22 protein-coding genes, 1 tRNA gene and 1 pseudogene are annotated in these 20,938 nt (G+C 67.3%); 14 read left to right on the top strand and 10 right to left on the bottom strand.

Features of this window, described 5'->3' with window-relative positions:
- Nucleotides 1-139: 139 nt before the first annotated feature.
- Both V7S63_RS05585 and V7S63_RS05580 read left to right on the top strand, forming a co-directional pair.
- Complete coding sequence (locus V7S63_RS05585) at nucleotides 140-508, top strand: gamma-butyrobetaine hydroxylase family protein (RefSeq protein WP_091830792.1); 369 nt, start codon at nucleotides 140-142, stop codon at nucleotides 506-508.
- Between the two features lie 87 nt (nucleotides 509-595).
- The gene (locus V7S63_RS05580; protein ID WP_336529481.1) at nucleotides 596-1,153 is read left to right on the top strand and encodes a lipocalin family protein; all 558 of its coding nucleotides are present in this window, start codon (nucleotides 596-598) and stop codon (nucleotides 1,151-1,153) included.
- 182 nt (nucleotides 1,154-1,335) lie between these two features.
- Here V7S63_RS05580 and V7S63_RS05575 read toward each other — a convergent pair whose 3' ends face one another.
- Nucleotides 1,336-1,914: a L,D-transpeptidase gene (locus tag V7S63_RS05575; protein ID WP_091832287.1), complete on the bottom strand. Its 579-nt coding sequence runs from the start codon at nucleotides 1,912-1,914 to the stop codon at nucleotides 1,336-1,338.
- Between the two features lie 364 nt (nucleotides 1,915-2,278).
- Between V7S63_RS05575 and V7S63_RS05570 the strand changes: the two genes are divergently transcribed.
- From V7S63_RS05570 to V7S63_RS05555, 4 genes are all read left to right on the top strand, one after another.
- The gene (locus V7S63_RS05570; RefSeq protein WP_091830788.1) at nucleotides 2,279-2,503 is read left to right on the top strand and encodes a hypothetical protein; all 225 of its coding nucleotides are present in this window, start codon (nucleotides 2,279-2,281) and stop codon (nucleotides 2,501-2,503) included.
- 117 nt (nucleotides 2,504-2,620) lie between these two features.
- Nucleotides 2,621-2,890: a hypothetical protein gene (locus V7S63_RS05565; RefSeq protein WP_091830786.1), complete on the top strand. Its 270-nt coding sequence runs from the start codon at nucleotides 2,621-2,623 to the stop codon at nucleotides 2,888-2,890.
- Between the two features lie 196 nt (nucleotides 2,891-3,086).
- A complete protein-coding gene (locus tag V7S63_RS05560) occupies nucleotides 3,087-3,725 on the top strand; it encodes an outer membrane protein (protein ID WP_336529480.1) in 639 nt (212 codons plus the stop codon).
- Nucleotides 3,726-3,923: 198 nt separating this feature from the next.
- Nucleotides 3,924-4,607, top strand: a complete 684-nt coding sequence (locus tag V7S63_RS05555; protein ID WP_336529479.1) for a response regulator transcription factor — start codon at nucleotides 3,924-3,926, stop codon at nucleotides 4,605-4,607.
- 8 nt (nucleotides 4,608-4,615) lie between these two features.
- On the opposite strand, the gene V7S63_RS05550 is transcribed toward V7S63_RS05555, so the two are convergent.
- Complete coding sequence (locus V7S63_RS05550; RefSeq protein WP_336529478.1) at nucleotides 4,616-5,953, bottom strand: HAMP domain-containing sensor histidine kinase; 1,338 nt, start codon at nucleotides 5,951-5,953, stop codon at nucleotides 4,616-4,618.
- 228 nt (nucleotides 5,954-6,181) lie between these two features.
- Between V7S63_RS05550 and V7S63_RS05545 the strand changes: the two genes are divergently transcribed.
- Complete coding sequence (locus V7S63_RS05545) at nucleotides 6,182-6,832, top strand: EipA family protein (RefSeq protein WP_336529477.1); 651 nt, start codon at nucleotides 6,182-6,184, stop codon at nucleotides 6,830-6,832.
- Nucleotides 6,833-6,857: 25 nt separating this feature from the next.
- Here V7S63_RS05545 and V7S63_RS05540 read toward each other — a convergent pair whose 3' ends face one another.
- From V7S63_RS05540 to V7S63_RS05525, 4 genes are all read right to left on the bottom strand, one after another.
- The gene (locus tag V7S63_RS05540; RefSeq protein ID WP_336529476.1) at nucleotides 6,858-7,541 is read right to left on the bottom strand and encodes a lysophospholipid acyltransferase family protein; all 684 of its coding nucleotides are present in this window, start codon (nucleotides 7,539-7,541) and stop codon (nucleotides 6,858-6,860) included.
- Between the two features lie 131 nt (nucleotides 7,542-7,672).
- Nucleotides 7,673-8,419 (bottom strand): alpha/beta hydrolase, encoded by a 747-nt coding sequence (locus tag V7S63_RS05535; RefSeq protein WP_336529475.1) that lies wholly within the window; start codon nucleotides 8,417-8,419, stop codon nucleotides 7,673-7,675.
- A gap of 556 nt (nucleotides 8,420-8,975) precedes the next feature.
- Nucleotides 8,976-9,050 (bottom strand) — tRNA-Val (locus tag V7S63_RS05530).
- 36 nt (nucleotides 9,051-9,086) lie between these two features.
- The gene (locus tag V7S63_RS05525) at nucleotides 9,087-9,785 is read right to left on the bottom strand and encodes an HAD family hydrolase (RefSeq protein WP_336529474.1); all 699 of its coding nucleotides are present in this window, start codon (nucleotides 9,783-9,785) and stop codon (nucleotides 9,087-9,089) included.
- Between the two features lie 165 nt (nucleotides 9,786-9,950).
- On the opposite strand from V7S63_RS05525, the gene V7S63_RS05520 reads away from it, so the two are divergent.
- The 5 genes and pseudogenes from V7S63_RS05520 to V7S63_RS28730 form a co-directional block, all read left to right on the top strand.
- A complete protein-coding gene (locus V7S63_RS05520; RefSeq protein WP_442896415.1) occupies nucleotides 9,951-10,352 on the top strand; it encodes a hypothetical protein in 402 nt (133 codons plus the stop codon).
- A 131-nt stretch (nucleotides 10,353-10,483) separates the two neighbouring features.
- Nucleotides 10,484-11,935, top strand: coding sequence for an NAD-dependent succinate-semialdehyde dehydrogenase (locus V7S63_RS05515; protein WP_336529473.1), 1,452 nt, complete (start codon nucleotides 10,484-10,486; stop codon nucleotides 11,933-11,935).
- Nucleotides 11,932-12,642: a ribose-5-phosphate isomerase RpiA gene (gene rpiA / locus V7S63_RS05510; RefSeq protein WP_336529472.1), complete on the top strand. Its 711-nt coding sequence runs from the start codon at nucleotides 11,932-11,934 to the stop codon at nucleotides 12,640-12,642. Before V7S63_RS05515 ends, rpiA begins: the two co-directional genes overlap by 4 nt.
- Nucleotides 12,643-12,799: 157 nt before the next feature.
- Nucleotides 12,800-13,291 (top strand): DUF2059 domain-containing protein, encoded by a 492-nt coding sequence (locus V7S63_RS05505; protein WP_167561544.1) that lies wholly within the window; start codon nucleotides 12,800-12,802, stop codon nucleotides 13,289-13,291.
- Between the two features lie 18 nt (nucleotides 13,292-13,309).
- Nucleotides 13,310-13,375, top strand: a pseudogene (locus tag V7S63_RS28730) (hypothetical protein); the annotation flags it as partial.
- Here the strand turns inward: V7S63_RS28730 and V7S63_RS05500 are convergent.
- The 4 genes from V7S63_RS05500 to V7S63_RS05485 all read right to left on the bottom strand — a co-directional run bounded on the left by V7S63_RS05500 (nucleotide 13,360) and on the right by V7S63_RS05485 (nucleotide 17,968).
- Nucleotides 13,360-14,787, bottom strand: coding sequence for an APC family permease (locus V7S63_RS05500; RefSeq protein WP_336529471.1), 1,428 nt, complete (start codon nucleotides 14,785-14,787; stop codon nucleotides 13,360-13,362). The pseudogene V7S63_RS28730 and the gene V7S63_RS05500 overlap by 16 nt on opposite strands.
- A gap of 108 nt (nucleotides 14,788-14,895) precedes the next feature.
- The gene (locus tag V7S63_RS05495) at nucleotides 14,896-16,395 is read right to left on the bottom strand and encodes a tripartite tricarboxylate transporter permease (RefSeq protein ID WP_091830759.1); all 1,500 of its coding nucleotides are present in this window, start codon (nucleotides 16,393-16,395) and stop codon (nucleotides 14,896-14,898) included.
- Nucleotides 16,396-16,414: 19 nt separating this feature from the next.
- Nucleotides 16,415-16,894, bottom strand: coding sequence for a tripartite tricarboxylate transporter TctB family protein (locus V7S63_RS05490; protein WP_091830757.1), 480 nt, complete (start codon nucleotides 16,892-16,894; stop codon nucleotides 16,415-16,417).
- Nucleotides 16,895-17,005: 111 nt separating this feature from the next.
- On the bottom strand, nucleotides 17,006-17,968 hold the full coding sequence (locus V7S63_RS05485; RefSeq protein WP_091830755.1) for a Bug family tripartite tricarboxylate transporter substrate binding protein: 963 nt from the start codon (nucleotides 17,966-17,968) through the stop codon (nucleotides 17,006-17,008).
- A gap of 296 nt (nucleotides 17,969-18,264) precedes the next feature.
- On the opposite strand from V7S63_RS05485, the gene V7S63_RS05480 reads away from it, so the two are divergent.
- Both V7S63_RS05480 and gor read left to right on the top strand, forming a co-directional pair.
- Nucleotides 18,265-19,566 (top strand): O-antigen ligase family protein, encoded by a 1,302-nt coding sequence (locus tag V7S63_RS05480; protein WP_336529470.1) that lies wholly within the window; start codon nucleotides 18,265-18,267, stop codon nucleotides 19,564-19,566.
- A complete protein-coding gene (gor, locus tag V7S63_RS05475) occupies nucleotides 19,559-20,932 on the top strand; it encodes a glutathione-disulfide reductase (RefSeq protein WP_336529469.1) in 1,374 nt (457 codons plus the stop codon). The genes V7S63_RS05480 and gor overlap by 8 nt, the downstream gene beginning before the upstream one ends.
- Nucleotides 20,933-20,938 lie beyond the last annotated feature (6 nt).

Here is a 20,938-nt window from a genome sequence, read left to right as displayed (position 1 = left end):
GGTCGCAAGCTGTCGGCGCGCTTTCCGTTCGGCCGGGTTGGCCGAACGAAAAGAATTCGCGCCAAATCAAAAAGTTGAGCATGTTCTGATCGCAAAAGGGGCTCCCCCTTTTGCGGAACATGCTCGGAGAAACACGAAGATGTCAGACTGGCCGAGCGAGATCCGTCTCTCGAAGGACCGCCGCACGCTCCACATCACCTTCGAGAGTGGCGAAAGCCATGCGCTCCCGGCCGAACTGCTGCGGGTGGAGAGCCCCTCGGCCGAGGTGCAGGGCCATGGCCCGACGCAGAAGCAGACCGTGGCGGGTAAGCGCGAGGTCGAGATCCTGAAGGTGGAGCCGGTCGGCCACTACGCCGTTCGGCTGACCTTCGACGACATGCACGACACCGGCATTTATGGCTGGGACTATCTGCGCGAGCTCGGTCGCGACGGCGAGGCGAAATTCCAGGCGTATCTCGACGATCTGGCGGCGAAGGGCCTGTCGCGGGAGCGGGGCAAAAGAGTTTAGGGCGCGCCGCCTCAACCGAGCGAACCGAACCCGTGTCCCGGACGTAGATGCTCCTGAATGCGCCTCACGCGCACCAGGGAGGATGTTATGAACGCCAGGGTCATCGTCGCCGGCTTGGTTCTGGCGGTTTGTCTGTCCGGTTGCATGGCGATGGGCGGGCCGGCGAACAAGGCGCCGGAACCGTTGAAAAAGATCGACGTCGGCCGCTTCTACAGCGGTCTGTGGCACGAGATCGCCCGTCGTCCGATGGCGATCACCGATGGCTGCGTGGCCGGTGCGACGGAATACAAGCGCGACGCCGGTGGCGGCATCGACGTCCTCGACTCCTGTCGGATGGGTACGCCCGAGGGCGAGCCCAAGACGATCGGAGGGCCGGGCCGTATTCTCGATCCAGGCACGAACGCCAAGCTCAGGGTCGACTATCGCCTCTACGGATTCATTCCGGTCACGCGCGACTATTGGGTGCTCGATCGCGCGAACGACTACAGCTGGTTCATCTCGGCCGATCCCGAGTTCCGCGACCTCTATATCTTCTCCCGCGACCCGCAGATCAGCGAGGCGCAGCGGGCACGGCTTGTCGGGCGCGCCCGAGCGCTGGGCTATGACGTGACCAAGCTCGAATTTCCCGAGATGCCGCGGCGGTGAGCCTGCCTGCCTCATGGAGAAGGGCGGGCAAGATCGCCAAGGACTTGTAGCAGTCCTTGGTTCTCCTGCTCGCCGCGGTGGTGGCAGTCCGGATCTTTGTGACGGCCCCGGCCTGATCGGATGCAAAAAGAAAAAGGCCGGCACGAAGCCGGCCTTTCGCAATCCTGGACGCGTGGTGCCGCTCAGCGGGCGACGACGACGCGGGTGCCGACCTTGGCGCGCTCGTAGAGGTCGATCACGTCCTCGTTCAGCATGCGGATGCAGCCCGAGGAGACCGCCTGGCCGATCGTCTCCGGCTCGTTCGAGCCGTGGATGCGGTAGAGGGTCGAGCCGAGATACATGGCGCGGGCGCCGAGCGGGTTCTCCGGGCCGCCGGGCATGAAGCGCGGCAGGTCGGGACGGCGCTTCAGCATCTGCGCCGGCGGGGTCCAGCCGGGCCACTCGGCCTTGCGGGTGATGGTCTGCGAGCCGGCCCAGTCGAAGCCCGGGCGGCCGACGCCGACACCGTAGCGGACGGCCTTGCCGTCGGGCAGGACGAAATAGAGGCGGCGCTCGCTCGTGTTGATCACGATCGTGCCGGGGCGGTAGGTGCCGCCGAAGGAGACGACCTCGCGCGGGATCGCGGTCGCCTGCGCCTTGGCAGGGTCGACATAGGTGACGAGCGGCTGGCGGGTGAGCGGGTCGATTTCGGCGACGGCGGCGGTCGCCGTGGCCGCGACGGCCGTGCCGGCGATCAGGGCCAAACGGAAGGAGCGGAGCATTGCGGCCTCGGAAGGGGATTGCAGGATGATGGGCAGGGTGGCGAGCATGCGGAAAGGTGACGGAAAAACGTCAACAATTCCCCAAATCTCTGGCAGAGCGGCGGCTGCCGTTCAATCGATCGACGTTCACATCGACGCGACCTCTTAAGCTTTGAAGGCGCCCGTTGCGGGGCTGCAACAGGCGTAGGCGTCTACTTTGGCAGTTGCGTTGATTTGGACGATTTTCGGACAAAAGCGCGGCGCCGAGAAAAAGTTCCATCGGGCGAAATGCGGCCGGAATTGGATCGGGCACGGTGTGCGGGCGTGCGGAACCTCATCGCCAGGGTCGCGTTATGAGGGCGACGATATCGAGGCCTGCCGACCAATGATTCCCGAAGATCACGAGGAACAACGCATCATCCGGATCGCGCGCGCACTCTGTCGCTCGGCGCGCATAGACCCCGATGCAGCGATCGACGAGTGCACTCGCCCGCGACTTCCTGCGTGCAACGACGTCGGCACCGTGCCGTTGCCCGCTTGGGTGGCTTTCCGCGAGTCGGCCCGCGCCTTTGCCGCCCGTCATCCGCGCGAGATCGTGAGCAGCCTGTGATGGCTTGTCCGATTGCCGTTAACCGGTCGTTCGCCTAGTCTTCAGGTCGAGGGGCAACTTCCGATTGCAAAGCCGGGCCGGCTCTGGTCCGCTCTGCAAAATGACGGGAGGTTCGCCATGCCTGCCTGCCAATTCAATGCCGGGCCTGAAGAGCTCGCTGCCCTGGGAACAGCCTTTCACGAGGCCTGGCGGCATGTCGGCCCGATCTATGGACCCTTCGAGAATCCGCATCGCGAATGGCTGGCGCGCCTGATTCTCGGGCTGCGCCGCTCCGGCCATTCCGGCGACATCGCCCTGCTCGCGATCGAGCAGTTCATGGCGACCGCCCCGCTGGCTGAATGGGCGAACGATGCGCAGCCGCGCCCGGACCGAGCCACGAGAAACTGAGCGCTCGCTGCCCGGCCACTCCGTTCCGGCTGAGGCCCCTCCGAGCGAACGCGGCCGTGCCTCCACGGCCAGGCGGGCAACGTTGCCGTAATCTTCGCACGCAATCTGCGCCGTGCTGACCCGGTCCGATGCGCGGACATGGGGTCGCAAGCCTGATGCGTCGGCGGCGGCTCAAGGTCGCCGCAAGGAGTCTTTGATGAATCGTTTCGTCCCGTTGGCCGGCCTCGGCCTGTCGGCTCTGCTCGCGATCCCGGCCGTGGCGGCCGATCGTCCCGTGCGGGGGCAGGAATGGCCGGCCTATTCGGCGCCGCGGCCCTATAGCTGGAACGGCATCTATGTCGGCGCCCATACCGGCGGCGCCTTCGATCGCTTCCAGGGGGCCGGCAAGAAGAGCCGCAACGAGATCCTGCTCGGCGGCCAGCTCGGCTACAATCTTCAGATGGGCGGCTTCGTCACCGGTGTCGAGGCTGACATCTCGATGAACGGTCTCGGCAAGGGCGCCAAGCGCACCGGCGGCACCAGCGCCGACATGCGCTATGTCAGCACCCTCAAGGCCCGCGCCGGTATCGCCTTCGACCGCGTGCTGGTCTACGGCCTCGGCGGTGTCGCCTATGGCAGCCTGAAGGCCAGCGACGGGCTGGTCTCGAAGGAGAAGAGCAAGGTCGGCTATGTCGTCGGCGCCGGCGCCGAATACGGCATCACCGACAATCTCTCCGCCAAGCTCGAATACAACTACATCTCGCTCGGCAAGCAGAACTTCCAGTTCGCCAGCGGCCGCGCACGCGTCGGCGTCAACGAGCATCTCGTCAAGGCGGGCCTCAACCACCGCTTCTGACGTCGAAATCCCGGCCGGGAAACCGGTCCGGTCCACCCTGCGGCCCTGGAGCCCGTTTCGATCCGTTCGAGTTGCTGCAACCTGAACGGATCCGGCTCCAACGGCTGCGCCCTGGCATGGATGGAGCGTGATGCGTCTGGATATTTCGCCCCTATTCCGGCATCACGTTCCATCCGTGCACCCTGATCAGCTTTTTTCATGCGCGCCCTGATCGTCGAGGACGAGCCACAACTGATGGCCTTCCTGTCCTCGCTCCTCACCAATGCCGGACTGATCGCCGATCGCACGACGACGATCGATGCGGCGCTTGCCGCCTTGCGCTCGACCCCGTTCGATATCGTGATCGTCGACCGGCGCCTGCCTGACGGCGACGGCCTCTTGATCGTCAAGGCACTGAATTCCGCCGAGCCGCGACCCGCCTTCCTCGTCCTGACCGCCCGGGACGCAAAAGCCGACGTGATCGAAGGCTTGAACACCGGTGCGGACGACTATCTCGTCAAGCCCTTCGAGCCGGAGGAGCTGCTGGCGCGCCTGCGCGTCATCCTGCGCCGGCGCAATCCCAAGCGCTCGCTGGTGATCACCGCCGGCAATCTCTCGCTCGACCTCGAAGGACGCAGCGCCAGCGTCGGCTCGGAGATGCTCGATCTGCGCCGGCGTGAGGCGCTGATCCTGGAGGCGCTGGTCCAGCGTATCGGCCGTGTCGTCACCCGCGACGTCCTGATAGAGGCGGTCTACGGCTTCGACGACCTGATCGAATCCAACACCCTGGAGGCGCAGATTTCGCGGCTGCGGCGCAAGCTCAAGGAGGCCGGCGCCAGGGTCGAGATCACCTCGCTGCGTGGCATCGGCTACATGCTGCGCGTGTCGGAGCTGGCGCTGTAGCGCAGCCCTCAATCATCCTCCCGCGGCGGGAAGACGAGACGCACCAGAGTGCCGCCGCCCGGCCGCCCGAGGATGGTCAGCGTGCCGCCATGGGCGGCCATGATGTCGCGCACGATGGTCAGGCCGAGGCCGGCGCCGGTCGAGTTCGGCGACATCCGGTTGAACGGCTCGGTCACCTGCGGGCGATCGGACGGCTCGATGCCGATCCCGTCATCCGCGACCTCAAGCACCGCGCCGTCGATCACCCTGACCACGATCGTCGATTTCGCCCGTGCATGCCGCAACGCGTTGTCGACGAGATTGGCGATCGCCGCCCGCACAGTCGCTTCGTTGGCCTCGATCAGCGAGCGCCGTTCCCCTTCCTCTTCCAGTGCGACATCGGCGCCGTTGCTCAGGATCAGCGGTGCGAGATCGGCCAGCACAGCGCGGGCGATGCCGTTGAGCTGCATCGCCTCGAACGGCAATTCGGTGCTGTGCAGCCGGGCGAGCTGCAGCATCGACGAGACGATGGTGGTCAGCCGGCTGACGTCGGTGGTGAGCGCAAGCCGCATCTGGTCGTTCGGCAGCGCGTCGATCCGGCCGCGCATCACGGTCAGCGGCGTGCGCAGTTCATGCGCGACATTGTTCATGAAGCGCCGCTGCACCTCCATATTGCCGGCGATCTTGTCGAGCGCGGCATTGAGCGCCGTGGTCAGCGGCATCAGCTCGACCGGGGTCTGCTCGGTCGGCAGCAGGCCGCGCGGCGCCTTCGGGTCGATCCGTGCCGCGGCCTCGGCGGCGCTGCGCAGCCGCGCGCCGATATAGGACACCGACATCGCGATCGCGCCGGCGATCAGGAGGCCGAAGACCACCGAGATCGCCAGCGCCGAGCCTGCGATCGCCCGCAGATAGTAGCCGAGGATCAGATCCCAGCCCGGCTGGCCGCCGCGGGTGGCGACGATGATCCTGCTGCCGTCCTTCTCGATGACGTCGAAGGCGAGTGCGTTCTCGCCGCCGATCCGCATCTGCGCGGCGATGGTCGGCCCGTCGAGCCGGATGTCGATCGGCAGGGTCGGCCGCAACTCTGGCGCATACTCGACGAGGGAACGTCCATCGGAGACGAGATACCAGAGCGAGGGGCTGGCGCGCTCGATCCGGGACAATCCCGCAGTCTTTTCGACCTGCACGGCGCTGCCGGAGGGGGCACGCGCGCTTTGCTGGATCATTTGGGAGGTGACGTCGTTGCGCAGGACGCCGGGATCCTCGGTGATCAGGGCAAACGCGATGACGGCGCCGATGAAGGCGGTGAACAGGACGATGCCGAGCAGAGACAGGCGAATGGTGAGGGCGCGCGACAGGGAGGTCATGGCAAGGCCTTTCCGCCATGCCGCGCCTCGCGCTCTGCCAGCCGCAGGCGACTCGCCGGTCGCATTCGGGGCGGGATTGCGGCAGCGTTGCGAGTCGTCACGGAACCTCGATGCGGGTATGGCTTGCGGGACCGGGGGCTCGCCCCTTCCTGTCTCTGCATGGACCGTATCGCCATTGCCGTTCAACTCTCTTCCGGAGCTGCCGGCCTGATGCATGCGCTGAGCGTCATGTCGCGTTGGTCTGGCCCGCGTCTCGTGCTTGCCGTGCTGCTGGCCTTCGTGCCCGGCCTCGCGCTCGGGCAGGGGGCGGTGACGAAGGGCGAGGTCCGGGCCGGCCAGCTGCCGACGACCTCGCGGCAGGACATCACCAGGCTGGTCGAAAGCGTGTTCGACGCGGCGTCCAAGACGGTCAGTATCCCGATCGAGCGCTCGCTCGCGCTCTTCGGCGAGCCGAACGCCTACATCATCGGCGGCGAGCTCAGCGGCTCCTTCGTGCTCGGCGGGCGCCATGGCAGCGGCGAGTTGCGCTTTTCCGACGGGATCCCGACGCCGGTGACCTGGTCGGCCCTGTCGGTCGGCATCGGGCTCGGCGCCGATTACGGACGGGTGATCATGCTGGTCTACGGTCTGGACCGGCGCGAGGACGTCTTCGGCACCTATGCCAGCCTCGGCGGCAGCGCGCATTTCCTTGCCGGCGCCAACGCCACCATCCTCGCTTCGTCCCGGGCGCGGATCGTGCTGATCTCGTCCGGCCTCGGCTTGCGCTTCTCCGGGGATCTCAGCCGCATCGTCATCGAGCCGGCGGGCCCGCAGGAGCAGTTGCGCCCGCCTGGCCTGATCTGCGCCACGCCGGCCGAATGCGCTGCGCCCGGTCGTTGAAGTCCCGATAGGCAGGATCGTAGCCCTAGCGGCGCCGGTCGAGCAGGCGATGCGCCGTGGCATGGAGCTCGTCGAGCTGGGTCGAGATGTCCAGCGCGATCAGGCCCATCTCGCGCTCATCGGCGGCGCGGCGGACATAGAGCGGCTCCGACCAGAGCACGCAGCCGCGGCCGAAGGGCAGCGCGATGCTGGCCCTGTCCCAGTTGTCGAGATCGACCCGGGCGCTGGTCACCGCCGCGAAGAGGTAGATCGGCCGCCCGGTGGCCCGCGCGAGCTGGACGGCCCCCTTGCCGGCGACGCGCGCGAGCTTCGGTACGTCCGCCGTGAGCACGAGGCTGGTGCCTTCGCGGAGCGCCTCGCGCATCTCGGAGAAGGCGGGAATGGCGCGCTTGGTCTTGATCTTGCGGGGGCTCTGGGCGCCTGAGCCGCGAATGGCGCGGAAGCCCGCGCGCTCCACCACCGTGGCGACCACTGCCCCGTCGAAATGCAGCGAGGTCAGGATCGCGACTTCCGCCGCGCCGTCGAGCGCCGCCAGGCTCAGCATCTGCTGGCCGTGCCAGGTCAGGGCGATGAAGGGCTCGCGGCTGCGCTCCCACGGCCTGATGCCGGGGAGCGCCGGCTTGAAGCGCGTCGTCCGCTGCACGAAGGCGAGATAGGCGTACAGGGCGCGGCCGGCGACCGCCGCAGATTGCCCAGTGCCGAATCGCATGATCCGATCTCCACGGTGATTCCCGTGGAGGGATCGGCGCGTCGGCTTGCTCCAACATTGCGCGGCCCCGCGGCGGCAGCACGCGTTTCGTTCGATCGAGCGAAAAGAGCTCGCGCCAGTATCGAGACCTGTCAGCGCACCATGAACCTGACGATGCGGGCGACGAGCTCGTCGTCCTGCCCGGCGAAACCATGATGTGCGCTGAAGCGACAGGGATTGGCCTCGTCGGTCTGCCCGCCGCTCATCCATTCGACCTGGACACGCCCGCCCGCCCAGGCCTGGAACGGGGCGACGCCGGCTGGCAGCGTCAAGCGGCAGCGATCCTCTCGGTGGTGCAGGACGAGCGTGCGCGGCAGCCTGTTCGGCGTCCCCAGTATCGTCTGGACGGTGTCGTCCGAGCCCGACGCCTTGCTCAGGAGGCCCGAGGTCAGGACGAGCCTGTCCGGCATGGCGCCCGCCACGAGGCCCTGGGCTGCACGGTGCGTGCCCATGCTGGTGGCGACCACGATGACCGGACGCTTGATCGCGGCCATATGGTCGACCGCAGCAGGAAGGTTCGTCCCGAGCTCGGCAAGCAGCACATTGTAGCCCTGCGCGACGAAGGCATCCCGGTTGCGGATCAGGACGTTGTCGCCGGCCTTGCCGAGGCGCGCGCCGCTGCCGACCTCGAGACGGCCATCGCCGCCGGTCAGCAGGATCACGCTGCCTTTGGGATGCGGAGCGCGGATGAGGATGCTGCGGACACCGGCGATCGTGATGGTCTCGCCGCCCTTCACCGTGATCGGCGCCTCCGCCCGGCCGGGGGACGGGATTGCGAACGACCATAGGATCGCAAGCACGCCGAGGGCGCGCAGGACACGCTGCTGATATCCGATCATGTTGTTAGGTCACCCATTCACCTGAAAGCGACGCAGAACTGTGCGCGCCACCGTCACCGTGTCGCGCCTGCGCCTGCCGCAGGATTCGGTGGCTACATTGCACGAGATGTGCAGCCGGTTTCATGGCCATTCGTCAGGGAGCCAGGGGGCGGCTCGCGCGGCGGTAACCGGAAAGGCACGGCCGGCGCCCGCCTGTCGAGGTCGGGCTTCCTCGTATCAGCGAGGCTTGGGTCTCTTTAGCAGGCCAGCTTCGATCGCGAGCTCGATGTCGATTTCCAGGATCTCCTCGCTCGTCAGTTTGAGATCGCGTCTCAGCCTGCGTTGGATGTCGAGATCGATTGGGATTTCGGTCGATAGCGGCATCTCAGGAGCCGGCCGCTTCCGGCTTTTAGGCATAGGCATTTGTCATCTACGCGCGAGAGTATGGCGCGGATGCAGCAAACTGGGGCCACCATCCTCCGGCTCGCCGATATCTCCGGCGAGCGGGCGAGCTCGATCGCTCGCGCAACCTTTGCTCAGGGCGATGGCGCCTATGGGCTATTCGAACGTGGGGAAATGGTGGGCGGCACAGGGATCGAACCTGTGACCCCTCCCGTGTGAAGGGAGTGCTCTACCGCTGAGCTAGCCGCCCGGACCGCGCTGTTCCTAGTGGGGTGTGCCGCCGCCGTCAAGAATGAGTAGCGAGGGCCGGCTTGCGGTCGGTAAGTTGCCGCACTGCCTGCGGCAGTTCACTGAAGTGCTGGATCACCAGGTCGGGCGCGAGTGCCTCGACCGGCACGTCGGTGTAGCCGAATGGCACGCAGATCACAGGGATGCCGGCGGCGCGCGCCGTGTCAACGTCGGTGCGCGAATCGCCAACCATCACCGCGCGGGCCGGATCGGCGCCGGCCTGGGCGATCGTCTGCGTGAGATGGCGCGGGTCGGGCTTGAAGAAAGGGAAGCTGTCGCGCCCGGCTATCGCGGCAAAACGCTCGCTTAGCCCGAAATGATCGAGGAAGAGGCGGGTGTGCAGGATCGGCTTGTTGGTGCAGACCGCGAAGACGAAGCCATCGGCCGCGAGCTCGTCCAGCGCCGCGACGACCCCCTCATGGATGAAGCTGTTGCCGGCGACGCCGTCTGCGTAGATGCCGAGGAAGCCTTCGAACAGCTGCTCCAGCGTCTCGGGGTCGAGCGGCCGGCCGCTGACCTTGAAGCCACGCTCGATCAGCGCCCTTGCGCCGGCGCCGACCAGTTCCCGCGCCCGCTCGACAGGCAGGGCGGCCAGCCCTTCCTGCTCGAGGATGACGTTCAGCGTGCGCATGATGTCGGGAGCGGTCTCGGCGAGGGTGCCGTCGAGATCGAAGACGACGATCGGGGGGAGCGACATGATCCATCCTGTGACGTTGCCCTGCGCATAAAGGCCGGAGGATGCGGGTTGGCAAGGGCGCTGGCGCAACAGCGACGTCATCTCGTCGTGGCCTCGCTGCAATCGCGGTGATACGGGTTCGGCAGCATGGTAGGGTGCGGACGAATCGTCGAAGGGGGCGTAGCGGTGCCGAAACTGTCGAGCTGTTCCAGAAGCTCCATTGGCCGTCCCTGGGCCCGGGCGCTGGGCGCCGGCCTGTTCGTCTTGCCGGCTTTCGGCGCGGCGCTTGCCGCGCCCTATGAGTTCGCGCCTGCGCCGCAGACCGATCTCAACCGCGTCTATCGAATCGACAAGGCGACCGGGGAGGTCGGGGCTTGCCAGTTCCAGCTCAAGGAGGGCGGTGTCGGTGTCACCGTCTGCTTCCCGGCTGGGGAGGGGGCCGGTGCGCAGGCGCCGAGCGACTATGTCCTCGTTCCCTCGCGCCATGAGCGCGAAGGCGGCATCTTCCGCGCCAATGTCCGCACCGGCGAGCTGAGCGTCTGCTACGTCTTCGACGACAAGGTCGTCTGCACGCCGATGGTGAAGTAGCGTCGCCGCCGGGCTGGTGGCGAAACGGTAACTGCAATTTATTCACGACGGCGATGCGGCGTTTGCTATCGGCAAGCGCTTGCGCCGCATGCTAGAGCCCCGGCGACCCACCCACCACGCCGGAGGCTCGCATGCTGACGCTCAAGGATCCCTCGCTGCTGCGCACGCAGTGCCATGTCGACGGCGCCTGGATCGGCGAGGGCGTCGATGTGGTCGACAATCCGGCGACCGGCGAGATTCTGGCCAAGGTGCCGCGCTTCGGCGCCGACGAGACCACCGCTGCGGTCGAGGCCGCCTCACGCGCCTTCAAGCCCTGGGCGAAGAAGCCGGCCAAGGAGCGCTCGCTCATCCTGCGCAAATGGTTCGAGCTGATCATGGCGAACCAGGAGGATCTGGCGCAGATCATGACGGCCGAGCAGGGCAAACCGCTGGCCGAGGCTAGAGGCGAGGTCGCCTATGCCGCCTCCTTCGTCGAGTTCTACGCCGAGGAAGCCAAGCGCATCTATGGCGAGACCATTCCCTCGCCATTCCCGAATTCGCGCATCATCGTGGCGAAGCAGCCGGTCGGCGTCTGCGCTGCGATCACGCCCTGGAACTTCCCGGCGGCGATGATCACGCGCAAATGCGCTCCGGGACTGGCCGCGGGCTGCACCTTCGTGGTCAAGCCGGCGCCGGACACCCCGCTGACCGCGCTGGCGCTGATCGCGCTCGCCGAGCAGGCGGGCTTCCCCAAGGGCGTGCTCAACATCGTCACCGGCGATGCCCAGGCGATCGGCGGCGTGATGACCTCCCATCCGGCGGTGCGCTTCATCGGTTTCACCGGCTCGACTCCGGTCGGCAAGCTCCTGATGCAGCAGGCGGCTTCGACCGTGAAGAAGGTCGGGCTCGAGCTCGGCGGCAACGCGCCCTTCATCGTCTTCGACGATGCCGATCTCGACAAGGCGGTCGAGGGCGCGATCATCGCCAAGTTCCGCAACATGGGCCAGACCTGCGTCTGCACCAACCGGCTCTTCGTCCAGGACGGCATCCATGACGACTTCGTCGCCAAATTCGCCGGCGAGGTCGCGAAGATGAAGGTCGGCAACGGCGTCGAGGTCGGCGTCGTGCAGGGCCCGTTGATCAACGAGCGCGCGGTCGAGAAGGTCGAGCGCCATGTCGCCGACGCGGTCGCGGGCGGCGCCAAGGTGATGGTCGGCGGCCGCCGCCATGCGCTCGGCCGCACCTTCTACGAGCCGACGGTGCTCGCCGGCGTCACCACCAAGATGCTGGTCACCAATGAAGAGACCTTCGGGCCGATCGCGCCGATCTATCGCTTCACCAGCGAGGACGAGGTTGTCGCGATGGCGAACGACACGCCCTTCGGCCTCGCGGCGTATTTCTACACCAGGGATCTCGGCCGGGCCTTCCGCGTCGCCGAGGAGCTCGAATACGGCATGGTCGGCATCAACTCGGCCATCCTCGGCACCGAGGTTGCGCCTTTCGGCGGCGTCAAGGAATCGGGTCTCGGCCGCGAGGGCTCCCTCCACGGCATCGAGGAGTTCGTCGAGATCAAGTACATGCTGATGGGTGGGCTCGGCGCGTGAGCGAAGACCTGAAGAAGGCGGCAGCGCTGGCGGCTCTGGAACTGGTGCGCCCGCGCATGCGGCTCGGCCTCGGCACCGGCTCGACGGCCAAGCACTTCGTCGACGGCCTCGGCGCCAAGGTTGCGGCGGGGCTCGAGGTGATCTGCGTCGCAACCTCGGAGGCGACGCAGGCACAAGCGGAGAGCCTCTCGATCCCGATGTCGACGCTGGACGAGACGCCCGAGCTCGACCTCACCATCGACGGCGCCGATGAGATCGACAGCGCCTTGCGGCTGATCAAGGGCGGCGGCGCCGCGCTGCTGCGCGAGAAGATCGTCGCCGCCGCGTCGAAGCGCATGATCGTGATCGCCGACACCGGCAAGCAGGTCGAGACGCTCGGCCGCTTCCCGCTGCCGATCGAGGTCGTGCCTTTCGGGCTGGAGGCGACGCGCCGGGCCGTCGCAGCCGCGATCGCCTCGTCGGGGGCGAGTGGCGAGCTCAAGCTGCGCAAGCGCACGGATGGTGCGACGCTGCTGACCGATGGCGGCCATTACATCCTCGACGCGCATCTTGGCCGGATCGAGCTGCCGGACGTGCTGGCGCTGGCACTGAACCAGGTCCCCGGCGTCGTCGAGCATGGCCTCTTTCTCGGCCTGGCCAACGCAGCGTTCCTCGCTGGCAGTGATGGCGTGCGCGTCCTCGGCGATCCGGCTGCGGAACGTCGCTGAGCGCTTGTCGAGCGGCATGCTTTGGCCGCAAAAGTGGTTTCCACTTTGGCTGCACATGCTCTAAGAGCGGCCGGCGGCTGCTCCCGGTGAGGGGCGTTGCCGCACCGGAACACATGGACATCGCCGCATGGCCGGCGAGCGACGAAGGGGTAACCGCATGATCCGTCACAGCCTGGCAGGCGCGTTCCTGTCGCTGGCGTTGTTCGCCGTGCCCGCGCTGGCGCAGCAGGCGCTGACGCCGGAGCATCTCAAGGCTGCGCGCGAGGTCGTCATCTCCTCCGGCCTGTCGCAGTCGATCGAGTCGCTCTACAGCGAGTTCGTCGCGAATGTCCGCGAGAGCCTGGCGACCCGCCCCGAGCTGAAGAAGGACATGGAAGAGGTCCTGACTGCGCTCAAGGCCGAGGCCGATCTTCGCCGCGACGAAATGATCGATTCCTCCAGCAGGATCTTCGCCAGCAAGATGCCCGAAGCCGATCTCAAGGAGGTCATGGCCTTCTTCAGCTCGCCCGTCGGTCAGCGCTACAATGCGAACCGCGCACAGGCGCTGGAGGAGGTCTACACGCTGCTTCAGCCCTGGACCGTGGCGACCAGCAACCGACTTTTCGATCTGTTCAACGCCGAGATGCGCAAGCGCGGCCACAGGCTCTGAGCCGACAACCGTTGCACGTTGATTGAAAAGGGCCGCCGGTGCTACCGGCGGCCTTCTTCGTCCGATGTTCAATTGACCGGCCCGTGCCCGCCGAAGTCTTCCATCGTCGGATCGCTCGGCTGCACACCGGCGGCGCGGTTGACCATCACCGTTACCAGCCAGAGCACGACACCGACGCCGATCAGGATGCCGGCGATCTTGTATTGGACCGGGTCGCGGCCGGTCCAGGGGCCGGCAAAGAAGGCGCAGAAGAGCGCGCCGAGGACCGGCAGCAGCGTCGGAGTGCGAAAGTGGTCGTGCTCGACCGTGTCCTTGCGCAGCACCAGCACGGCGATGTTGACGACAGTGAAGACGCAGAGCAGCAGCAGCGCCGTCGTTCCGCCGAGCGCCGGCACTTCGCCGACAAAGGTGATCAGCGCGAAGGCGAGCAGTGTGGTGAAGCCGATCGCGATATAGGGCGTGCGCCTTGTCGCATGCACCTTGCCGAGGGCCGGCGGCAACACGCGCTCACGGCTCATGCCATAGACCAGCCGGCTCGCCATCAGCATGTTGATCAGGGCGCTGTTGGCGACCGCGAACATGGTGATGAAGCCGAAGATCCAGATCGGGAAGTTCGGCGCGCCGGCTGCGACGACCTTGAGCAATGGCGTCTCGCCCTCGCCAAGCTGCTCGGGTGCGACCAGTGTGATCGCCGAGATCGAGACCAGCACGTAGATCACGCCGGTGATGACGAGGCCGGCAAGCAGGATCTTCGGGAAGATCCGTGTCGGGTCCTTGGTCTCCTCGGCCATGTTCACCGAGTCCTCGAAGCCGACCATGGCGAAGAAGGCGAGGGTGGTCGCCGCGATCACCGGCCAGAACATGCCGCCGTCCCCTGCCGGCTTGAACTGCGTGATCCGCGAGACGTCGCCCTGGCCCGCAGCGATCGCCCACAGGCCGACGAAGATCACGATCAGCAGGCCGGTCAGCTCGACACAGGTCAGCACGACATTGGCCTTCACGCTCTCGCCGACGCCGCGGAAATTCACGGCTGCGACGATCGCCATGAAGGCCAGGCCGATGAGGGTGATGCCCATACCGCCAGTGAAGTTCAGCCCGAAAGCCTGGGACATATTGGCGGCGAAGGCGCGCGAGGCCGTCGAAGCCGAGGTTATCCCTGAGCACATCACAGCGAAGGCGACGATGAAGGTGATGAAATGGACGCCGAAGGCCTTGTGCGCATAAAGCGCGGCGCCGGCGGCGCGTGGATATTTGGTGACCAGTTCGAGATAGCTGAAGGCCGTGATCATCGCGACGACGAACGCGACGAGGAAGGGCAGCCAGACGACGCCCCCGACCTGCTTCGCCACCTGGCCGGTGAGTGCATAGATGCCGGTGCCGAGAATGTCGCCGACGATGAAGAGCAGCAGCAGCCAAGGCCCCATCACGCGATGGAGACTGGGCTCGGCGGCGTCGGCTTGCGGTAAGGCGGAAGAGGATAGCGTAGCGTCGCTCATAGGTCGTTCTCGCTCGACAGGCCGCAGGCCCGGTAACGAGAAGAACACAGTCGCGCCATATTTGTTCACGCGCAGCCGAGGCGTACGGCCCCGGCTGCGGCTGGCAGGTCAGTCCTCTGCCGCCTTGAACTTGTTCAGCCCGTTCATCACGAAGGGCGCGACGAGGGCGATGAAGGCGATGCCGAGCAGGGTGGCCGAGATCGGGTTCTCCAGCAGGATCATCGGATCGCCCAGGCTGATCTGCAGGGCGCGGCGCAATTGCTGTTCCGCCATCGGCCCGAGGATCAGCCCGACCACCATCGGCGCGACCGGATAGTCGTAGCGCCGCATCAGGTAGCCGAGATAACCGAAGGCGAAGAGCATCATGAGCTCGACCGGCGAGCCGTTGACCGCGAGCGTGCCCATGGTCGCGAAGACCAGGATGCCGGCATAGAGCCAGGGCTGCGGCACGGCGAGCAGCTTCACCCACAGCCCGATCAGCGGCAGGTTCAGGATCACCAGCAGGACGTTGGCGACGAAGAGCGAGGCGATCAGGCCCCAGACCAGGTCGGGCTTCTCGGCGAAGAGCAGCGGGCCGGGGTTGAGCCCGTATTGCTGGAAGCCGGCGAGCATGATCGCGGCGGTCGCCGAGGTCGGCAGGCCGAGGGTCAGGAGCGGCACCAGCGTGCCGGCGGCCGAGGCGTTGTTGGCGGCCTCGGGACCGGCGACGCCCTCGATCGCGCCCTTGCCGAACTCCTCCGGGTATTTGCACAGCCTCTTCTCGGTCGAATAGCTGAGGAAGGTCGGCACCTCGGCGCCGCCGGCCGGCAGCGCGCCGATCGGGAAGCCGAAGGCCGTGCCGCGCAGCCAGGGCGCCCAGGAGCGCTTCCAGTCCTCCTTGCTCATCCAGAGCGACCCTTTGATCGGGATGATCTCCTCAGGCTCGCGGAGGCGCTTGGAGGCGACGTAGAAGGCTTCGCCGACCGCGAACAGGCCGACGGCGAGCGTCGTCACCTCGATGCCGTTGAGCAGCTCCGGCACGCCGAAGGTCAGGCGCGCCTGGCCGGTCAGCTTGTCGATGCCGACCAGGCCGAGCGTGATGCCGAGGAACAGGCTGGTCAGGCCGCGCAGGGGCGAGTCGCCGAAGGTCGCCGATACCGTGACGAAGGCGACGATCATCAGCGCGAAATAGTCCCACGGCCCGAATTTGACCGCGACCTCGACCAGCCAGGGCGCCAGGAACGCGAGGCCGATCGTGGCGATCAGGCCGGCGACGAAGGAGCCGATCGCCGACGTTGCGAGCGCCGGACCGCCGCGGCCGGCCTTCGCCATCTTCGAGCCTTCGAGCGCGGTCGCGAGCGAGGCGCTCTCGCCCGGGGCGTTGAGCAGGATCGCCGTGGTCGAGCCGCCATACATGCCGCCATAATAGATGCCGGCGAACATGATCAGCGAGCCGGCGGGGTCGAGCTTGAAGGTGACCGGCAGCAGCAGCGCGACGGTCAGCGCCGGGCCGATGCCAGGCAATACGCCGACGGCGGTGCCGAGGAAGACGCCGACCAGGCAGAACAGCAGCTTCGAGGGCGCGAGAGCGACGGAAAAGCCGTTCAGCAGGGAGAGGAGAGTGTCCATGATTTACCCGCCTTCGGCGTCAGAGGAAGAGCTGCTCGAACGGCCCTGACGGCAGGATCAGCGTCAGGAGCTTGGCGAAGACCAGGAAAATGATGAGCCCGAGCACGAAGCCGATGGCCGCATCGACGAGGAAGGCGCGGCGGCCGAAGCCGCGGGCGGTGCAGGCGAAGATCAGCGTGGTCGCCAGCACGAAGCCGCCGCCGAGGCCGATCGAGGCGATCAGGCCGACAAGGCCCGCCGCGATCCAGAGTAGGGCGCTCTTGTCGGCGGCCTCAGGCTTGGGCAGGCCCTCCCGGAAGGCGACGAACAGATGCGCCAGACCGAGAAGCACGAGCCCTCCGCAGATCACATAGGGCATCGCCGTCGGCCCAAGGCCGTAATTCGAGGTGATCGTCTGGGTCGAGGCGTCATGGCCGACGATCGCCGCGACGGCGAGCAGCAGCACGCCGACCAGGAGGGCCGGTTTGTCCGGTCGGTGCGCGAGAGGCTCCTGGCTCATCGGATGATCCGTCGTTGCCCGGCATGTCCGGAGCCGGGGAGGGCGAGTGGTAACGAGAGGAAAAAAGGGGGCCGGTTTCCCGGCCCCGCACTCAGCTGTGCCTTGGCCGGCTCACTTGACCAGGCCGACCTCGGTCATGACCTTGGAGACGCGGGCGATCTCTTCCTTCAGGAAGCTGTCGAACGCCGGGCCGGCGAGATAGGCGTCGTCCCAGCCGCGGGCCTTGAGAATGTCCTGCCACTCCTTCGACTTGACCATCTTCTCGGTCGCGTCGATCAGCGCCTTGGTCTGGTCGGCCGACAGGCCCGGAGGGGCGACGACCGAGCGCCAGTTCAGCAGCTCGAGATCGATGCCCTGCTCCTTCAGGGTCGGCGCGTCCGGCGCATTGTCGAGGCGCTTGGCCGAGGAGACGGCGAGCACGCGCAGCTTGCCGGCCTTGATCTGGCCTTCGAACTCGCCATAGCCGGAGACGCCGGCGGTGACGCGCCCGCCGAGCATCGCGGCCAGCGCCTCGCCGCCGCCCGAGAACGGGATGTAGTTGATCTTCTTGGCGTCTGCGCCGACAGCCTGGGCGAACAGAGCCGCCAGGATGTGGTCGGTGCCGCCGGCCGAGCCGCCGGCCCAGGTCACCTTGGCCGGGTCGGCCTTGAGGCGCTCGGCGAGGTCCTTCGCGGACTTCAGCGGGGAATCGGTCGGAACGACGATGACCTCTGCTTCGGCGGTCAGGCGCGCGATCGGTGTCACCTGGGTCAGGTTCACCGGCGACTTGTTGAGCAGGATGGCGCCGACCATGACGAAGCCGTTGACCATCAGCTGGTGGCCGTCGCCCTTGGCGCCGATGAGCTGGGCGAGGCCGATCGTGCCGCCGGCGCCGGTGACGTTGTTGACCTGGACGCTCTTGGAGATGCCTGCAGCCATCAGCGCCTGCTGCATCGAGCGCGCCGTGCCGTCCCAGCCGCCGCCGGGCGCGGCCGGGGCCATGATCTTCAGTTCCATCTGCGCGAAGGCGGCCGTGGTGAGGCCGGCGAGGGCGACGGCGGCCACGGCCCCGCGCTTGAAGAAGGACGTGAGCATTGTTACCTCCCGAGTGGCGTGTTTGGCACGCCGATTGTCGACGCTCGCCCTGTGGCACCGCATCGGACCACGGATCAATTGCGCCTGATTGCATAATCACAAGTCAAGATGTTTCGCTTCCGGGGCGTGTGCACGCAGGAAAATTCGACGAGAGGCAGCTGGTGAGATCGCCTAAGGTCGTAGGTCCTGGTGGGGCTGGACCAGCTCGGGACGGGTTCGGACGATCTCGTTCGGAGCATGTCCGGCTGCCCTTCTGCCTCTAGGCGACACTTCCCGCATCGCGTAAGCCGCAGCGCATGAGTCAGATCTTTCCGTCAGCCAGCTCGACTGCCTCGAATGCTCTGCGCGATGCTCCGTCGGCACGGGCGAGCGAGCCCGCGGCGGTTCGGGCTCTTCGTATCGCCGGTGTGGTCTGCCTGGTCTTGCTGCCGCTCGCCATGTGGCTGGCGAACCGCTCGGCTCCGCTGATGCTGGGCCTTGCCGCCGCGGCTTTCCTGGGGGCGGGACTGCTGGCCGAGCCGGCCGCGGCAAGCATCGCCCGCCTGCGCGCCCTGTTGGCCACGCCTTTGGCACTGGCGATCGCCGCATTCCTTGCCTGGGCGCTGGTTTCGATCGGCTGGAGCAACAAGGCCTCCGTTTCCCTGCAGGCCTGGGCGGAATTGGTCCTGCCGATCGTGTTCGCGCTGGCGATCGCGACCTCCGGGCAATGGCGGCCGACGCCGCTGTTCCTGCGCGCGCTCGCCCTGATGATCCTCGCTGCGGCCATCCTTTCGATGATCGAGCTCGCCTCGGGCCTCTCGCAGCGTGCCGCGCTGGGCACCGGCAAGATGATGGCCTTCGTCTTCAATCGTCCGGCGATCACCTGCTTCCTCGTCGCAGTGCCGACGGTCTACGCGCTCTGGTCGCGACCGGGCGCTCATTGGGCTGACCGGCTGCTGGCCGTGCTGCTCATGCTTGTGGTCGCCATCTTCGCCGTTCGTTCAGAAAGCGCCTCGGTGCGGCTCGGCCTCGCGGTGCTGGTGCTGTGCTGGGCTTGCGCCGCGCTCGCCCCGCGCCTTGCGCTGACGGCGGCAGCGCTCGCCTTCGTCAGCACCATGGCGCTCGCTCCCGTGCTGGGCGTGACGGCGCAGCGCTGGCTGCCTTCCATGATCCTCGATCGCTTCAACAGCATGACCGGACAGGCGCGCATCGACATCTGGCAGAGCTTCGGCGAGGTCGTCTGGGTCCGCCCGGTTGCCGGCACCGGCTTCGGTACGTCCGCCGTCATGCGTGAGCACCCCGTCGCGGCTGAGGTTCCCGCCGCGGAGCGGGAGCTGCTGGGTGTCGGCCATCCGCACGACATGCCGCTGCAGGCCTGGGCCGAAACCGGCGTGATCGGGGCGGGGGTGTTGACGCTCGCCGGGCTGCTGCTGCTCGCGCGACTGCGGCGCCTGCCGCCGGCCGAGCTGGCGCCGCGCTTGGCCCTGTTCACGGCGGCTTTCTCGATCGCCGTTGTCGGGCATGGCGCCTGGCAGGGCTGGTGGATCGCGGCGCTCGGCGCTGCCATTCTCTGGTTTGGGACAGTTGCCGCCTCGCGGCGGGGGGATGATCATGGCTGAGTTCGACGTCGACCTCTTTGTCATCGGAGCCGGTTCGGGTGGCACGCGCGCCGCCCGCATCGCCGCAGGCCATGGTGCCCGCGTGATGATCGCCGAGGAGGACCGCATCGGCGGCACCTGCGTCATCCGCGGCTGCGTGCCCAAGAAGCTCTTCGTCTACGCCAGTCGCTTCGCCGACGAGTTCGAGGACGCCGCCGGCTTCGGCTGGAGCGTCGGCAAGCCTGAGTTCGACTGGCCGACCCTGCGCGATGCCGTCGCCGGAGAGGTGACGCGGCTCTCCGGCCTCTATCGCAAGGGCCTGGACGGCGCCGGCGTCGAAATCCGCGAGGAGCGTGCCGTCGTCACCGGGCCGCATGACGTCAAGCTGCAGAAGAGCGGTGAGACGATCCGGGCCCGCCACATCCTGGTCGCCACTGGCGGCCATCCGGCCTTCGACCCGCCGATCCCTGGCGGCGAGCTCGGCATCTCCTCGAACGAGATCTTCCATCTGCCGAGCCTGCCCGGGCGCATGCTGGTCATCGGCGGCGGCTATATCGCGCTCGAATTCGCCAGCGTCTTCGCCCGGCTCGGCGTCGCCGTCACGCTGCTGCATCGCGGCGACAATGTCCTGCGCGGCTTCGACGAGGATTTGCGCACCCGGCTGCGCGATGCGCTCGGCCATGCCGGCATCACCTTGCGCCTCGGCTGCACGGTCGATCGCATCGAATTGCTGCCGGACGGCACGCGCCGGGCCCATTGCGCCCATGGCGCACCGATCGATGCCGATGTCGTGCTGGTCGCGACCGGCCGCCGCCCGAACACGGCTGGGCTTGGCCTCGAAGCCGCCGGCGTCAAGCTCGGCCCGATCGGCCAGGTCCTGGTCGATGCCGGCTCGCTCTCCAATGTCCCGTCGATCGCGGCTGTGGGCGACGTCACCGATCGCGTCAACCTGACCCCGGTGGCGATCCGCGAGGGCCATGCCTTCGCTGACTCGACCTTCGGCGGCAAGCCGTGGACCGTCGATCACGCCCTCGTCGCCTCCGCCGTGTTCACGACGCCGGAGCTCGGCAGCGTCGGCCTCACCGAGCAGCAGGCGCTGGCGACAGGCCGCGAGCTGCGCATCTTCGAGACCGGCTTCCGGCCGATGAAGGCGACCATCTCCGGCCGCGACGAGCGCATCTACATGAAGCTGGTCGTCGACGCGGAGACCGACAAGGTGCTCGGCGTCCACATCCTCGGCCACGATGCCGGCGAGATCATCCAGTCGGTGGCGATCGCCGTCACCATGGGCGCGACCAAGGCCGATTTCGACCGCACCGTCGCGTTGCACCCGAGCGCGGCCGAAGAACTCGTCACCATGCGCACGCCGCGCAAGAGCGCTCTCTGACGAGCC

Source organism: Allobosea sp. CCNWLY174 (assembly GCF_037120455.1).
GTDB classification, from domain to species: domain Bacteria; phylum Pseudomonadota; class Alphaproteobacteria; order Rhizobiales; family Beijerinckiaceae; genus Allobosea; species Allobosea lupini.
This window is presented reverse-complemented; position numbering and strand designations above follow the sequence as displayed.